Here is a 16,193-nt window from a genome sequence, read left to right on the forward strand (position 1 = left end):
AAATTGTAACTTCGGCATCTTCTGCGTTACGAACTGTGATATCTCCAGTGATATCAAGATCGCCCAAATCCAGATTGGCAGGTCCATCCGCAAATATCCCTCTATGTAAAAATTGACCTCTCGTACTATTACTAAGCGTTAAATTATAGATCCCCTCTCCCAACTCAATGATCGTAGGGGCGGACGCTGCATTCGCCATAGTCACAGCTTCACGCAGACTGATCAGCCCATCAGTGGCATCGACTACATCATTAAATGTCGTGACCAGAATATCAGCGGGTTGGATATCTAGGTTGAAAATGGTTTGGTCGGTAAACTGAAGATGTTCGATCCCCGTCAGGATATCAATACCATCGGCAGAAGTAACAGTTGTCGTATCGCCTGAACGGGTGATGGTGGCAGCTGCTAAAGTTCCTGCAAATATGGCCGTGTCAGTACCTGCACCACCGTTTATGGTGTCATTGCCAGCCCCACCGTTCAGGGCATTTGCCCCTGCATTGCCGTCAATTCTATTGTCTAACGTATTGCCTGTACCCTGAATGTTGTCAGTGCCTGTCAGCAACAGGTTTTCAACATTATTATCAAGGATGTAAGTAACAGAAGCATTTATCTGATCGGTTCCCTCATCCTGTAATTCTGTCAGCACATCACCAATGTTGTCGACGACATAAACATCATCGCCATCTTGCCCCGACAATGTATCGGCCCCAACACCGCCATCAAGCGAGTTGTTACCGCTGTTGCCTTGCATGAAGTTATTCAGGGTATTGCCCGTGCCAGACAAATTGCCTGTGCCCTGCATGATCAGGTCTTCGACGCCAACACCCAGAGTGTAGTTTACCGTGGACAGAACCGTGTCATGGCCCTCATCTACACGTTCAATCGACGCATCGGTTTCGTTGTCTACAATGTACACATCGTTACCGGCACCACCAATCAGGCGATCAACACCACCCCCGCCATCCAGCGTGTTGTTACCTGAGTTACCACGGACGGTATTGCCCAGCGTATTCCCTGTGCCGTTGATATCAGCAGTACCTGTCAGTGTCAGATTTTGCAGATTATCCCCAAGCGTGTAGCTGATAGAAGCGTGAACTGAATCAAGCCCTTCGCTCGCCAGTTGGTTGATAACATCCCCTACGTTATCAATGATGTAGGTATCATTTCCCAGGCCACCTGTCAGAGTGTCTGCACCAGTGCCACCATCAATTGTATCATGCCCTTCACCCCCGATAAGAGTGTCGTTCCCTGCGCCACCCATCAGAGTGTCTTGACCAGCGCCGCCATCCAAATAGTCGTTACCAGCGTCGCCAAACAGCGTGTCGTCGCCACCAAACCCATAGATGTGATCGTCGCCGTCGCCACCATATTGTTCATCATTGCCAACGTTAAAGTCAGCAACAGTACCCGTGGCCGCATGATTGGTCACAGACACATTCAGCAAAGTCTCATCGCCGGGGTCGATATTGCCAGTGCCATTACCCGATTGTTTAATTTCAATAGCAAGCGTCGTAAATCCGCTTGTATTTACATAAGACAGATAACTATCGTCCTCACTGAACCGAAGTGGGTCATCGACGACACCATCATCACCCGTTTGGAAAAGAAGGCCATCACTCAGATTCGTGGCTAATCGGACAAAATTACCACCGGCATCAATATGGCCAATTGAGGCGCGTGTGTTAAAGTTTGCAAAATCTATATCAAGGGTGATTGTTTCATTCGCCCCAACGGTAACCGTAAAGAATTCTGCATCAAACGAACCCTCCATATGAAGCGTTGTATAAGGCACAGAGCTGTCGGTGATCAGGGGGTTATCTTCGGTGTACCAGTTCGCGCTCGCGTCAATATTATACGCCACATTAGCGCGGCGGTTCGCTGTGTGATCCGCATCCGTGAGGATATTGCCGTAATCCCCCAACAACAGATCATTACCGCCATTACCGTTTTGCACATGGTTCGGCCCAGTTGTGCCGCTGCCCACAAGATAATCAGTGGTCGCGCCGCCATCGACAGGTGTGGTAGTAATGATCGGCATGAAAAATCCCCCACGGATCATAAAAATTTCAAATAAATCAACGTAAATGTTAGCTAGCACACATGCTGGGGTATACCTAATCAAATCGCAGGAATTTCTAATAAATAGAATACCTTACCCCTCCGCCCCAACTGAGACACTTCAAAGATGAGTGATATATTGCAAGCTCAACCAATTCTCAAAACATCAAGAAGCAGGGCTCCGACCCCGCGACACAGGCCGCACCAGTCGCACTAAGCGGCGGGGTTTATCAGGCCCATAATCGCGCAGAAAATAACACACACTTCGCTCAGCCAATTCAATATCGCGGAGTGCATGGAGCAAGAAACGTGTCACCTTCGCATCAATAGCCTGCACTGCAAGTACTATTGCTGCCGCACCATCCTCATTGGCAGCGTCTGCACCCAAAGGGGTACCTTCATGCATCCATGCTTCCGCGGTGGCCACATCGGTGAACATCCAGCAGGTGAACCCAACCGCCCGATCCCCACGCCTGGCAAAAGCATAATGATCGCGATCAATCGCATTCAGCATGGTACCTGCCGACATCCCCAGCGGCATCTCCCGAAACGGAGACTCGCCCGCGAGTAATCTTATAGCCAAACCAGCGGCCTCATTTGGGTCACGCAACCGCATCAAGCCAAGTTCGTCGGTATTGGCCATAGATTTTTCCAGATGTTGAGGGTTGTTTTTCAGTTTAAGCGAAGCATACACATACGCAAGCTCGCTTAAACATAAAGAAAGCTGCATGTAAGGCGAACGGCAGCTTTGCCTAAACTGTATTCCACCAAAACATACTCAAATGAAAGGTAGGTTTGGGCCGTTCCGGTTCATCCGGAACGCCTGGTGAACCAAGCTTTGCAAAGTTCACTACCTGCGCACATTAGCCATTGACGACCATAACAGCATCCAGGGCTTGAAACGATGCGGCTGGTTCCAGACCTGGAGATATGCAGGCTGCCCCAAGCGGACATGGCCATCCTGCACCTGGGCGGGAAGCGGACGTTCGCTGCATGAATTTTCGACCCTCAGTAAATCGGACAGCGAGAACCACAATGTTTGTGCAACGGATGCCTTGTTGTCAGTTCATAAAAAGTGCGTTGCGCTTAACTCCGCAAGAGTGTTCTGCCTTCTGCCTTGAGCTTCTTGTTCAGGATCTGGCGCACCTTTATGCCAGCTCCGTCAGCTCCCAGAGTAACTTCCAGAAAGTCCAAACCTTTTGGGTCGGCCGCGACACTCGCTTGGAGTTTCTCCAGCAGGTGTTTGTCCTCGTCAAAGGCAGCGGTCACACTCTTGCGGGTTGTGCCGGCCACCTCATCGGTCAGGCTGGGCACATCAAACGCCGCCATCCAGAAGTAATGCGTCTTGCCCCGTTGTGCAGGTGTCACGATGTGACATCCGCGCACGACGAAATCTGATCGTCGCCCCTCTTCCGGGGCGGGGTCATGGACGTTCCAATCGGAAAACGAAATCGCCAGCGATGGCATTCGGCCTTTCTGGACACGTTTAATCGGCTTGTCTTCAGGCAGCCCCATTCCCGCACAAAACAGCGGGGACAATGGCGCAAGATCAAACTCTTGCTCGTAACAGATCGTCTCGCCTTCCATGTAGGTTTCGGGCGCGGTGATCCAGTCATCCTGCTTGAAGGTATTTTTGTGCAAGAACGCGATATGGGTCAGATCCAGCACGTTTTCGCGGATCAGAACCCAGTTTGCGGCCACTTCGTAATAGCCATGGACCGGGGTCCAGCCCGGATCGGTCTGATAGCCGACCTCGGGCGGGTCGCAATCAATCGTGTCCTGATCGCCCATCCAGATCCAGATGTAGGCCCCGGCCTCGCGCACAGCGAACGAAGGGATTTCGGCCGTCTTGGGTTTCATATGCTGTGTAGGTGCCTTGGTGCAGCGTCCGGCTGTATTGAACTCCATCCCGTGGTAGGGGCAGATAATCTTGTCTCCCTCCACATGCCCCTCGCTGAGCGGTGCCCAGCGATGCGGACAGCGGTCATAGAGCGCCGCAGGGGTGCCATCTTCGAGGCGATAAAGAACAACGGGTGTTTCAAGCAGCCAGCGGGCAAGGGGTTTTGTCGTCAGCTCATCACGGTGGGCGGCCACCCACCACATGTTGCGCGGGTAGTTGTCCTCTAGCATCCCGTTGGGAATGGTCTGGCCGTTTGTCCGCTTCACATCGTCTTTCATGTCGCATCCTCCCTGTTCAACAGCGCGGTGAAACGCTCGATTTCTTCGGGTTTCATCTGATAGCAATGGTCAGCGTCCGGAAAACGCCCTGACCGCACATCCTGGGCATAGGCAGCAAAGGCATCTGTCGCATCCTGGGCAAGGCTGGCATAGCGCTTGGCGAACTTGGGCTTGAACGTGTCAAAGGCCCCAAGCAGGTCGTAGCCATTAAGCAGCTGACAAGTGCCCGCCGCGCCAGCGCCGATGGAAAAGGTAAAGATGTCCACGGCCTCATCCACGGCCTTGCCGACCTCGTAAGGCATGGCTTCGATCTCAAGGCCGATGGCACCAGCCGCCTCTATCGCGCGCGCGTTCTCGACGATCTCCAACGCGGCCTCTGCCGTGCGGCCCTGCATCTTGAAACCGCCCATCTGATGGACCTTATGCGGCAACAGGCCGACATGGCTCATCACCGGCACGCCAGCATCGGCAACCGCGCGGATGATATGCGCACCTTCGCGGCCCAGTTGCAGCTTCAGTGCGTCCGCGCCGCTTGCTTTCATCATGCGCACCGCATTGGTAACCGCCAGCTCGGGCGTCGCGTAGGAGCCGTAGGGCATAGACACGAGGCACAGCGTATTGGGTGCCCCACGCCGAACCGCCTGAGTGTGCATGATCATCTGATCGACGGTCATCGCGAGGGTATTTTCATGGCCATGCAACGTCATGCCCAGACTGTCGCCCACACCGACAATATCGACGCCTGCGCGTTCTGCCCATGTCGCGGTCAGCACTTCTCCGACGGCGACCATGACCAGCCGTTCGCCTGCGGCTTTCTTCTGCGCCAGCTCGGGCAGAGTCAGTTTTTGACGTGTCTCGGTCATCTGGCTCACTTGCGACAAGGGAGGGTTGCTTTTATTGTTCCATTTGGAACAATATGCGCAGCGAATGTGATCGCTGGCAATAGCAAATCCGGCAGGGAAAGAATCGACAGGCACAAAAATGACGGATGCAAACACCCCGGATCTGATGCAGATATTCGATACGATCGAATATCCCGAAGCCTTTCGGATCACCTATCTGGCCAATGCCATTGTGTTCCCGGCCTATGCCGATATCAAAAAGGACTTTGGCCTGGTGCGCGCGGAATACATCTTGCTGGCCTGCCTGTCGCACTTTGATGTTTTGACGGCGCAGGAGGTTGCCCGCATCTCTCGTCGTCCACGCAACACGATCAGTCGTGCGGTACACAGGATGCTTGTCGAGGGGTATCTTGACCGCGCACCCGATCCGCTTGATGGGCGTCAGGCTCGGCTGCGCATTACCCCCACGGGGCGCGAACTGCATGACAAGATATCCGGCTATCTCAGCCGCAGACAGGACGAGGTGTTGGGAAATCTCAACGCTGATGAACGCCGGTCTTTGACCCTTCTTCTGAAAAAGGTGGCCCTCTATGCCGCCAAGCTCGATAACTGAGGCGCTTGCTATGGCTGAAATCGGACCCAACACCCGTCTGCGGGTATCGCCTTTCTACGGGGCCACAATTCAGGCGGGGGTAACCGCCTTTTCTCCTTACAATTCGATGCTTATGCCGGTGTCCTATGGCGATCCGGATGCCGAGTACGACCGGCTGATGACCGGCGTTTCTCAATGGGATGTCAGCGTCGAGCGCCAGGTGGAAATCAAGGGTCCAGATGCCGGGCATCTGGTCCAGCTTATGTCCGTACGAGACCTTTCGACCATTGACGTTGGCAAGGGAAAATACATCCCGATGTGTGACCATCGCGGCGTGCTGATTAATGACCCTGTGGTCCTGAAGCACGAGGATGGGACCTTTTGGCTGTCGATTGGGGACAACAATATCCTGATGTGGGCCCGCGCCATTGCAGCCGAACGCGGCCTGAAGGTTGAGATTTGCGAGCCCGACGTTTCGCCCATGGCGGTTCAAGGCCCCAAGGCCGAGGATGTGGTCGCCGCAGTCTTTGGCGATTGGGTGCGGGCGCTGAAATACTTCTGGTTCGCCCCGGCGGAACTCAACGGCATCCCGCTGATCATCCAGCGGTCGGGCTATTCAAAGCAAGGCGGCTTCGAAATCTATCTCTGCGACGGCTCTCGCGGGACTGAACTGTGGAACGTCGTCAAAGAGGCAGGGCAACCTTGGGGCATTGGCCCTGGTAATCCCAATCCGGTTGAACGGATCGAAAGCGGCCTGCTGTCCTATGGCGGCGACACCGACGATCAGACCAACCCGTTCGAGGTGCGGCTGGGTAAATACGTCGATCTTGACCTTGATGACGATGTGGTCGGCATCAAAGCCCTAAGACGGATAAAAGCCGAGGGGATCAAGCGCCGGCAATTGGGCATTGTGCTGGAGAATTCGGAACGCCACCCGGGTCACGCAATCTGGTATGACCTGCTGAAAGATGGCCAACGCATCGGGCACATGACCTGCGGAGCGTGGTCCCGCCGCGCGCAAACGATGATCGGCTTCGCTCTGGTGGACAGCGATTGCTGCGTGGGTGATGCCGTCGAAGTCGAGCGCGGGGCGTATATGGATCGCGCCAGCCTCTGCGACCTTCCATTCTTCTAATGCTGAAAGAGCAATGTCTCCTCCGACGGGCCGCACCGCAGCGTTTGAGAACCCTATCGAAGGCAGCTAAGGGCCGTTCGCGCGACTTTGCAAAGGTCGCTATTGCACACAGCAGCCATTGACGGCCGGAAAGGCATCCAGGGTTCGTGCCGATGTGGCTGGTTCCAGCCCAAAGGGGATATGCTTGATCTACCCATCGAGCGGTGAGCTGCCATTCGCCGCATCTTGCGCCAATGGCGACTGTGCGAACTTTCCCACCATTTTGTCCGCGATAATATACTCCTGCAATAGCATTGAAGCCTTTCGCCTTTTGCGATTACCTGCAATCAGACTATTCAAGGAATGGATGAGTGTTCAGTGATACTTTAAGGCGCGCATTGCTGTCGAAGGGCTATTTTCCAAAAGAACTACCACCGGTGTTCACAACCGAAGATTTTGGCGAACATTCTGCTGATGTCCTGAAAACATGGGAGACTGACAAGGTTTTCAAGATCGACGTGAAGTCGCTTGGGAAGACCCCCCAAAAAAACAAACGCCGCAACGCCCACACTTACAAGCTGAGTAGCGCTGAGGCGGAGGTTCTTTCAAAACCCAAACGGGGGTATGAACGTAGGAACCTGCACATCACCCACCCGGTTCCGCAGGCGTTGCTGGTCAGTGAAATATCTGAAAATTGGAAAGCAATTCAGAAATGGCTTTCCAGGCAAACCTTTTCGATTGACGAGATACTCATATCAGAGGATTATGATCGGGCAATCAAAGATATTAATTTCCGCGCACACCGCGAGAAGTCATTCTATCTTGAGGCGATCTCAGATTGGTTGGTTAAAACTGACATCACGAGATTTTATCCCACAATTTATACGCATTCCATACCATGGGCCGCCTATGGAAAGGAGCGGGTCAAGAGCGACATGGACTACTACAAGGGGTCCTTTGCAGATCGCATCGATGTCTTGGTTCGCGCATGCAACAGGAATCAGACAATCGGCATCCCGATTGGGCCTGAAACTTCCAGGATCATCGCTGAAGTTATTTCGTCACGCATAGATATGGACTTCCATGCTCACGAGCTTGAGCTTTCGGATCTTAGCGTAGATAGGCTCCAAGATGATTGGAATGTCGGCACGAAAACCCTCGAACAGGCAGAGGATGTGATTACGTGTATAAGCTCCATTTATAGAGCTTACGGACTTGAGATAAACGGAAGCAAAACTTCTATTGAACACATCGTTGCATCCAAACGGAAAAACTGGCTATCAGAGATCGGTTCGTTCTTGTCTCATCACAACGGATCCTTGCGTGGAGCAAGACTCCGTGAGTTCATCACCATGAGCTTGCGACTGCAATCTGAACATCAATCTGACCCTGTAGTCAGTTACGCTCTGTCGGTCATCGAGCGCGCGGGGATGACGAACCCAGACATTCGTGAGATTGAGAGCTTCCTCTTGCAGGCAGCGGTCATTGCACCAGGCTCAATGGATAAGATTTGCCGCATAATTCTCAACATTCAGCACGCGACAGGAGCGATTTCGGCAAAGAGAATTGGGCGGCGCTTCGCATTCCTGGCCGAGAGGAACCTGGAAAAGGGTCACCATTTTGAGGTCATTTGGCTTCTCTACACTCTTAGAGGGTTGAAGCGACCGTTCGAAGCAAGGAAGCTTTGCAGCCTTTCTGAAAATGCGTCTTCAAGTGCAATTGCCCTTCTTCTCTTGGATATGAAACAAATGGGGATGGGTATTGGAACGCTCCCGCAAGCAGAATGGGAAAACCAAATTTCATCATCGAGCGTGCTGCAAGACTGGTCATGGCTTCTTGCATATGAAGGGTTCAGGAAGGGATGGCTGCACGACACCAAGGGAATTTTGAAAGAGCCCTTCTTCGCGGCCATGGATGAAAGAGACATCGTTTTTTACGATCCAAAGCGGAACATCCCAACTTCTCGTAGCGTACTGAAGAAGGCGTCGAAGCTTAGGAGACGGCAGTCGCATGAGATGAGGGCGTTTTTTGCAGCAATCCGTGGGGAAGTCTTTGATGAGTACTGACTGAGGCAGCTCAATGAATGGTTGCCTATAGGAGCAAAGCAGATAAGCGATGTCCGTGTTGGCTTGCACACCAATCAGTGAGGCACGACACTGCGAATGTCAGCTCTGAGCTGTTGGCCAAGCTTTGCAAGCTCCACTACCTGCGCACAGCAGGCATTGACGGCCAGAACAGTATCTTGGGCTTGGGGCGATGTGGCTGGTTACGGCCCGAAGGAGATGTTCATTCCAGTTGCAGTATGGCTGGCCGCCAGGGCGGAGAGCGTGCATTCTCGGCACCTGCATCGGAAATGTTTCGTTCGGGTAAAGCCGATGATCATTCGCAGACACTGAACAGCCACTTTCGGATGCCAGCCATAGCCAGCGCCGCTGTCAGTGACGATAGGACCTATGTGTCCAGACCTGCTTGGTCCCCATGCGCAATCCGCCTGTTTTCGATATACATGATCTCAAACCGCGGCACGTTTGGCGGGAATTTGATATTTTTGATGCCTGGCACTTCCGGGGCCGCAAAGCGTTCTTGCAGCCCGTTCAGTGGTAAATCCCGATCCCGCTCAGCAATCTCTGCCACGCCTTAAGGCCAAAGAAAACTGCTTCTGCCGGATCCAGCCCACGCGCGATTGGTCACCATGGTTGTTGGGCTGAATGCGGCAGCACAGCCAAGATATTTGCGCCTGTTGGTATTCATTTGAACATCATTCTTCCAAGTACATCATGTCCCTCTAGACGGTGTTTGACGACTGCGGCGATGTGAAGGACCACGACTGCCAGAAGGGTATAGGCAAGCCAGCGGTGAAGGTTTTCGCTCGTAGTTTCGATATTAAAGCCCCAGAGAATTTCAGCTGTCGGGAAGATTTTGGGCATGGGCAGGCCGAACCATTTTACGCCATGCCCCCCTAGGTCCACCTCGGCCCAGCCCAAAAACAAGACTGCGACAGGCAATGCATATAGCGCCAGGTGACCCAGATGAGAGCCAGTCTTTTCCCACGTGCTCAGAGCCGCCAAAGGGGGAGGAGCAGGGGTTGTCACGCGGACGACAATCCGCATCGCCAACAGCATGGCCATCGTCACACCCAGCGATATGTGAAAACCGAACAAAAACTCTTGTAGCGCAGAGTCATCAGCGACGACGGACGTCATTGCAAAACCAGAGATCCACATGACCAAGAAGCCGACAGCCATGAGCCAATGCAAGAGTCGTGCAGATAAACTGTAGTGATCCATTTCAGTATCCAATTTCAAACCTGAAAGTGATTTGCTGGACGGAGGCAAGGTTCTCCAGCGCAGATGCGTGAAAGGAACGGTTTCTGCGTTGACGGCAGCCGGGTTTTCGCGAACGGTCGTTTCTCGACCACTTACGAAGACGCTGTTAGCATCCCCCATGACATTGAATGATACCGCCCTCACAAAAGCACTTGTAAAGAATCTTTTTGCAGTCTCTTTGATTGGTGCAGGCTTTGTGCTGGCCTTGGAGCCTAGCCACACAGAGGATCTGCCTGTGATTGCTGCGTATGGGTTGTGGGTTAGCCATTTCTTTGTGGCGTCCACGATGTTTGTCTTTGGTGCCAACGTTCTCAACAGGCTAGGTTGCTGGGATCCAATTTCGAAATTGGCATCCGCTATAATTTTGCCGCCGCTTTTTGCTTTGGTGTCACTCGGATTGGACTATGGGTTCGGCAAGGCAGATGAAGAAATCTTGTCGGCGCAACCGCCCATGACAATCTTCTTGAGCGAGGTCGTGGCCGTCGCTCCGATGTGCCTTGCGGTTTCGCTGGTGGTGACGCTCATTCTACGCTACGCCGCTTTGCCAAAAGCTGCGGAACAGTTAAGGAAACCGTCGGATTCAGAGGAGGCAGGCCCCCCGCTGAACAGCCTGATCCCCTCAATTCCCCCGTCTCTGGGGAATGATATTATTCGTATGCATGCACAGGATCACTATGTGCAGATCGTCACGACCAAGGGCAGTTCTTTGCTCACTGAGCAATTTGGTGACTGCGTTGAAAAACTAAAAAAACTGGATGGTATGCAATGCCATCGGTCACATTGGATCTGCCTTGGGCATGCCAGAGACGTGACACGCAAAGGCAGCTCCTACACGTGCACGTTAAGCAACGGAGATCAAATACCCGTTAGCAGAAGGCGGTATTCCGAGTTGAAAGCACGGCATGGCTTTGGCCCGAAATAATAATTCATGTTGAAGGCGGCAAGTTGGGAAATCGCCGCGCTTTGCCCGATCAATGAACCTATGATTTCCCGCATGTCGCGAATATCGGCTTTGACAGTGCAGCGCAGCATACGGTTGCCCCATCAAAAAGGTGGCTATGGGCCGCCTGAGGCAGCGGCCCATGATGTTAGATTTTTCTGGCTTTCGAGATCGTCAAAGTGCCGTCTAGTTCGGCGTACCGAAGGCCTCGGGCCGTTCATTCACTTAGTGGATGCAGGAAAATTGCTTCTCGCAATACTTGCCAACGACCGTCCTGATATCGCCATTCGATGTTGCACAACAGGTTCATTTCTTGGCCATTCATGCCGCTATGTTTACGGGTGAGAACGCAGGTACCGGTCTCTCCCAAAACATGAAAGTCATGCCAGTCCGCCCAGGTGTTGAGCTGTGTTTTGCCCTCTTCGGCCTGCTTGCGGAAATGTGTGATGAATTCTTGCTTGGTGTAGGTGACCACAGACCTATCTGGCATCACCAGTGTGGTGTGAAAATCATCGTGGTAGATGCTTTCCAACGCATCCACATCGAAATTCGTGGCGCGGTCGATCAACTGGTCCATGGCGGCGCGGATGTCAGCGGTTGTATGTGTCATTGTGGGGATCTTTCTCGATTTTTACGGCGAATGTATTTGGCGTCAGGAAAGTGGATGAAACACAAAGCCGTCGCCGCTTTGTGCGGTCTTTCCAATGCCGGGATAGACCAGGTGGGTTGCAGCAAAGAGGCCCTGATTGTTGGCAAGCTGGTTGAGCAAGGCCATGCGCGTTTCGACCGCCTGTGCAGGGTCAATGTCCAACACATACGTGATATCGGGGGCGGCGAATTGCAGAGCTTCGGACAGGATCGCATCTGCGATGATCAACAACTCGCTCCCGCCCCCTGAAATACGGACACCGCTATGTCCGGGCGTGTGGCCGGGCAGTGGCAGCAAGGTCAGCCCGCTCCCTAGGTCGGTTTCGCCACTGTAAAGAGACAATCGATCGGCAATCGGCGCGATGATGGCCTGTTGCCCTTCGATGATGTCGCGCATCTCTGCGGGCATTTTGTTCACAAGGTCCGCATCCATCCAGAAATCCCATTCTGCCTGCGCCATATGGAGCGTCGCGTTTCTGTAACCACCGGCATCAGGACCGGATAGACCCCCAATGTGATCACCGTGCATATGAGTTATGATGATGTCGGTGATGTCTGTTTTTGCGATACCGCGGGCCATCAAAAGCGCCTCAAGTTTGCCAACACCGGGGTAAAGAGGGCCCGCGCCAGTATCAATCAGGATCAACCGGTCGCCACTGTGTACAAGCCATTGATTTGCGCCAATTTCGATCTCATCGCCAATGGTGCCAAGAGCCTCTGGGCTGGCATTCGGAAACCAGCCTGCTGGAATGTTGAACGTGCCATCAGACAGGCTGGACACCGCGATGTCACCAAGGGTCAGGGTCGCAAGCTCTCCGGCAAAGCTGGCGCTGGGAATGGCTGCGGTGCCAGCCGTTGCGGCCAATGTCAGCATGACCTCGCGGCGATCAAGAATGAGGGTTGTCATCGTGCTTCCTTCTTTTTCCTGAAAAAGAACTAAGAGCGGGCCGCCTTGATCGCGATTGGCGAATGTGACAATTAGATGGTCATATCAGACAAAAGGTGCTGTCATGGTGCGTGTTGCAATCGCTTCTTACTCAATGGCCCAGCAGGCCGCTGTGCTGGGGGTGCATGACCTTCTGGTCGCAGCAGGGGAGTTTACCGAGCCTGGCTTTGAGGTCGTCATTGTAGACCAGTTTGAGCGCCCCAAAGCGTTTGATGTGATCATTCTTCCGCCAAGCATGGGAGGTTGGCCAGAAGGCCGGGAACAGGCCGCGCTTTGCAAGTGGATTACTGCACTGCATTCTACCGGGGCACTTGTTTGCACCGTATGTGTTGGAGCCTTTATTCTTGCGTCAACGGGACTTCTGAGTGGGCGTCCGGCCACAACGCATTGGGAGCTGTCTGAAGAGTTTTCCAGGCAATTTCCGGATGTGAAGCTCGAAGCGGAGCGGTTGATTGTGGATGATGGCGACCTGATAACGGCCGGGGGCATGATGGCCTGGACTGATTTGGGATTGCTGTTGATCGCACGATATCTGGGCCCGGCGGTTATGCAGAAAGTGGCCAAGCTGTTTTTGATTGATCCTGGCGGACGAGAGCAGAGCTACTACAATCTCTTCACACCAAGTCTGGCACACGGAGATACCCAGATTGTCAAAGCGCAACAATGGCTGCAGGGCCACTATCGCTCGCCCGTAACTGTCCCTCAGATCGCCTCAGCGGCCGGGCTTGAAGAACGTACTTTCCTACGGCGGTTTCAGGCTGCGACTGGCCATCGGCCTTCTGAATACCTTCAACAATTGCGTATTGGCCAGGCACGGGAGTTGCTGGAATTGACACGGGATAACATTGGCCAGATTGCAGCAGCGGTTGGCTATGCCGACATCTCATCCTTCAGCAAACTGTTTCAAAAGATCACGGGACTGGCCCCCGGGGAGTATCGCAAACGCTTTGCGCTTGTGCGCAGATGATTGGCCTCAAGGCACCGCTCCTCTGCGGTCTGAACCAAGAGGGAATGATCGATCTCACTGGAGGGCGGCTATAGGTCCAATGTCACTTCGGTGAAAAATCACACGACAAGCATCATTGATCGCATAGACTGTTGAGCCGCACTAAATTTCTACAAAGTCGCAAGGCAGCTTTGGGTACACTGCACTGCAGTGGAGCCATGGGCTTCCCAAGTCTGAAATGGGCCGTCCGTATCGTTGGCGTTTTGCCCATGATGCGAAAATGATGCGACAGATCCAATGGCACCAGTGAGCCCGAAAAAGACGTGTCAAATCGACCGCTGTCATCCGACGCCATCAATGACCGCGAGATTACACTTTGCAGATTTGTGTCGATGCTCAGCCAATTCACGGTATTCCGGATCGGCAAGCCATTCTTCAGCTTTGGTTCGACTAGGAAACTTCATAACAACCGTGCTCGGAAAGCCCCAGTCGCCTTCAACCACTGTTGTTTTGCCGCTTGTCGTTGCCAGGAGTTCCCCATCATACCGTTGAAAGATAGGCATAAAGCCCGCAAGGTAAGATTTGTATCTCTCTTTATCAAAAATCTCGAGTTGACCGATCACATATGCTGCCATTTCACCCTCCAAGCATCAAATTGACGCAAGGATAACATGAAAAGTTCGACAGTGACTTCTCAATCTGCATGGCAGTTTTCCACCGGCCAGCGCCTCACTGAAACCAACAGATGATTGCGTTGAGTTATGAGTTGTCAGGTTTCGCCATTGCAGCGAAAGTTCACTGTGTCCCGCATCGCTGGCCTCTGATTGCCAGGAAGGCTGTGCTTTGTGTCGAATGTCAGGTTTGGTGACGCTGCATCGCGAAATTGGAAGGACTGGTTCGTAATTGGTAGAAGCCGATGGCGTCACTTTGCAAAATCCGCAATCTGCGCAAGTGTAAGGCCGTGCTGTCTGCTTTGGCAGAGTTCGGTCATCCGGTGAGGTGGATCTGACCACTGGCGGTCGTTTTTTGGTGCAAGGTCAGGTGCTGCACCGCTGCAAGTCGGCTTGTGAGCCCACAATCACCGATGCTGCGAGCTGCACCCAGGTCTGCTCTTCCTCACATTGCGAATTGGCTTAACTGAGGATGCTCGCAAGAAGTTGTTTGGTCATCAATGTCGCGTCGGCCCATGGGTAGCCAGGAATGGTGTTCATGCAAAGGGCGATGCCGATCATTCCAGATATGAGTGTGTCAGTTTTCATCTTAATGTCATGTTCCTGCGGAAGAGCCTCGCGGATCAAATTCGAAAACATCAAGACGTGTGCCAAGGTTTTGTCGTCGCTGACGAACGTACTGACATCCGCCCGCGTCACATCGTTAGACAAAAAGACAAGTCGAAAATGATCGGGGTGACTGATCCAATAGGCGGTAAAGGTTTGTGCGGCTGTCTGCAGCCGTTCCCTGGGGCCAACGACCGATTTCAGCTTGTTTTCGATGTCATTTGACATGTCTGTGAGGACGTCAGCCCAAAGGTATCGCAGGATATCCGTCTTGCCCTCAAAATGTGCATAGAGTGTCATCGGGGCGCATCCGACCTCTCTGGCCAAACGGCGCATTGAAACCGCCCCAAAGCCTTCCGCACGGTAAATCTCAAGCGCGTGTTTCCCGATCTTTGACCGGAGTTCCAGAATTTCAGCCTTGCTGCGGGGTGGCCTACCAGCGGTTCTAGCCATAATTATGCCCTCTGCAAATTATCCCGGAACGCGTGCCAAATAATGCTTGCCTTGTCAAGGCGGTGTTAATATAGAACACGTACCAAATATTAAGCGCCCACAGGGCGGGCATTTAGGACGCGTGAAATGAACAAGACAAATTTACTGAATTCGGTTGTTGTGATCGTTGGCGCCGTGATCGTCTTCCTGGGCTTGAATGTCGGCCTGGGCGGGATAAAGACGCTGGGATGGCAATCATCGCGCGAGTTTGTTTCGATCACCGATGCTGCAACATTCCATGCTCAAGATAGCCACATCCGGTTCATTGGTGGGGTCTGGTTCGGCGTCGGTGCTGCGTTCATGATTGGCGGCTTTGCAATGCACATGTTTCGCTCAACCTTGATTATTCTGTCGGCTCTGATCGCAATTGCGGGTTTGTTTCGGCTCAGCGGCATGAACACTGAGGTCATATTTAGCGCTGCGATCGCCCCGTCACTGGCATTTGAGCTGGTGGGTTTTCCGCTGCTTGCGTGGTGGTTGATGGCGTCTGGCAAACGGGACGCAGAGGTAGTCAAGGATGAGAGTTCCTGAAAGCGGACATCTACTGGATTGATTTGGAGGTCAGGTTTTGTCCGCATAGCTGGCCTCTGACTACCAGGCATACTGCGCATAGCCGCCGTTCTGGGTCGATCTCCAAGCTCTGCCTGTGCCAGTGTTCATGCTCTATTAACGAGGTGCACGTGATTGTCTCTCCGAGAGCGACCAATAGGTTGACGGGACCGCTTGCACACCGAACCCGTGCCTGATTGCGGGCGTTTCTTTGATCAGGTCAACGCGGTTGAAAAGGCGTTCACGACGTCAAACCCTCCAGTGTCTATAGGGTCGGGGAGGCAA

General features: G+C 53.2%; 14 protein-coding genes and 2 pseudogenes. 6 read left to right on the plus strand and 10 right to left on the minus strand.

The features are described from left to right. Positions 1–427 precede the first annotated feature (427 nt). From K3727_09695 to panB, 5 genes and pseudogenes are all read right to left on the minus strand, one after another. Positions 428–751 (minus strand): annotated as a pseudogene (locus K3727_09695) (hypothetical protein). A gap of 405 nt (positions 752–1,156) precedes the next feature. After that, positions 1,157–2,059 (minus strand): annotated as a pseudogene (locus K3727_09700) (hypothetical protein). 165 nt (positions 2,060–2,224) lie between these two features. After that, complete coding sequence (locus K3727_09705; protein UWQ93025.1) at positions 2,225–2,701, minus strand: hypothetical protein; 477 nt, start codon at positions 2,699–2,701, stop codon at positions 2,225–2,227. Between the two features lie 443 nt (positions 2,702–3,144). Beyond that, positions 3,145–4,236 (minus strand): aromatic ring-hydroxylating dioxygenase subunit alpha, encoded by a 1,092-nt coding sequence (locus tag K3727_09710; GenBank protein UWQ93026.1) that lies wholly within the window; start codon positions 4,234–4,236, stop codon positions 3,145–3,147. Continuing rightward, positions 4,233–5,099: a 3-methyl-2-oxobutanoate hydroxymethyltransferase gene (panB, locus tag K3727_09715; GenBank protein ID UWQ93027.1), complete on the minus strand. Its 867-nt coding sequence runs from the start codon at positions 5,097–5,099 to the stop codon at positions 4,233–4,235. The genes K3727_09710 and panB overlap by 4 nt, the downstream gene beginning before the upstream one ends. Positions 5,100–5,217: 118 nt before the next feature. Between panB and K3727_09720 the strand changes: the two genes are divergently transcribed. The 3 genes from K3727_09720 (at position 5,218) to K3727_09730 (ending at position 8,850) form a co-directional block, all read left to right on the plus strand. Next, complete coding sequence (locus K3727_09720; protein ID UWQ93028.1) at positions 5,218–5,691, plus strand: MarR family transcriptional regulator; 474 nt, start codon at positions 5,218–5,220, stop codon at positions 5,689–5,691. 10 nt (positions 5,692–5,701) lie between these two features. Then, on the plus strand, positions 5,702–6,805 hold the full coding sequence (locus tag K3727_09725; protein UWQ93029.1) for a glycine cleavage system protein T: 1,104 nt from the start codon (positions 5,702–5,704) through the stop codon (positions 6,803–6,805). Between the two features lie 458 nt (positions 6,806–7,263). After that, a complete protein-coding gene (locus tag K3727_09730; GenBank protein UWQ93330.1) occupies positions 7,264–8,850 on the plus strand; it encodes an RNA-directed DNA polymerase in 1,587 nt (528 codons plus the stop codon). A gap of 681 nt (positions 8,851–9,531) precedes the next feature. Here the strand turns inward: K3727_09730 and K3727_09735 are convergent. Then, positions 9,532–10,230 (minus strand): cytochrome b, encoded by a 699-nt coding sequence (locus K3727_09735; protein UWQ93030.1) that lies wholly within the window; start codon positions 10,228–10,230, stop codon positions 9,532–9,534. On the opposite strand from K3727_09735, the gene K3727_09740 reads away from it, so the two are divergent. Then, positions 10,229–11,032 carry a LytTR family transcriptional regulator gene (locus K3727_09740; GenBank protein UWQ93031.1) on the plus strand — a complete coding sequence of 268 codons (804 nt, stop codon included), beginning with the start codon at positions 10,229–10,231 and terminating at the stop codon, positions 11,030–11,032. The two genes, K3727_09735 and K3727_09740, sit on opposite strands and share 2 nt — an antisense overlap. Before the next feature lie 235 nt (positions 11,033–11,267). On the opposite strand, the gene K3727_09745 is transcribed toward K3727_09740, so the two are convergent. Next, positions 11,268–11,660: a nuclear transport factor 2 family protein gene (locus tag K3727_09745; GenBank protein ID UWQ93032.1), complete on the minus strand. Its 393-nt coding sequence runs from the start codon at positions 11,658–11,660 to the stop codon at positions 11,268–11,270. 42 nt (positions 11,661–11,702) lie between these two features. After that, complete coding sequence (locus K3727_09750; GenBank protein ID UWQ93033.1) at positions 11,703–12,605, minus strand: MBL fold metallo-hydrolase; 903 nt, start codon at positions 12,603–12,605, stop codon at positions 11,703–11,705. Positions 12,606–12,708: 103 nt separating this feature from the next. Here K3727_09750 and K3727_09755 point away from each other — a divergent pair, with 103 nt between their 5' ends. Continuing rightward, positions 12,709–13,611 carry a helix-turn-helix domain-containing protein gene (locus tag K3727_09755; protein ID UWQ93034.1) on the plus strand — a complete coding sequence of 301 codons (903 nt, stop codon included), beginning with the start codon at positions 12,709–12,711 and terminating at the stop codon, positions 13,609–13,611. A gap of 320 nt (positions 13,612–13,931) precedes the next feature. Here K3727_09755 and K3727_09760 read toward each other — a convergent pair whose 3' ends face one another. Continuing rightward, positions 13,932–14,225: a DUF1330 domain-containing protein gene (locus K3727_09760; protein ID UWQ93035.1), complete on the minus strand. Its 294-nt coding sequence runs from the start codon at positions 14,223–14,225 to the stop codon at positions 13,932–13,934. 498 nt (positions 14,226–14,723) lie between these two features. Next, positions 14,724–15,320 carry a TetR/AcrR family transcriptional regulator gene (locus tag K3727_09765; protein ID UWQ93036.1) on the minus strand — a complete coding sequence of 199 codons (597 nt, stop codon included), beginning with the start codon at positions 15,318–15,320 and terminating at the stop codon, positions 14,724–14,726. A gap of 126 nt (positions 15,321–15,446) precedes the next feature. On the opposite strand from K3727_09765, the gene K3727_09770 reads away from it, so the two are divergent. Continuing rightward, the gene (locus K3727_09770) at positions 15,447–15,890 is read left to right on the plus strand and encodes a DUF4345 domain-containing protein (protein UWQ93037.1); all 444 of its coding nucleotides are present in this window, start codon (positions 15,447–15,449) and stop codon (positions 15,888–15,890) included. Positions 15,891–16,193: the final 303 nt, after the last annotated feature.

Source organism: Rhodobacteraceae bacterium M382, assembly GCA_025141015.1.
GTDB lineage: Bacteria > Pseudomonadota > Alphaproteobacteria > Rhodobacterales > Rhodobacteraceae > Aliisedimentitalea > Aliisedimentitalea scapharcae.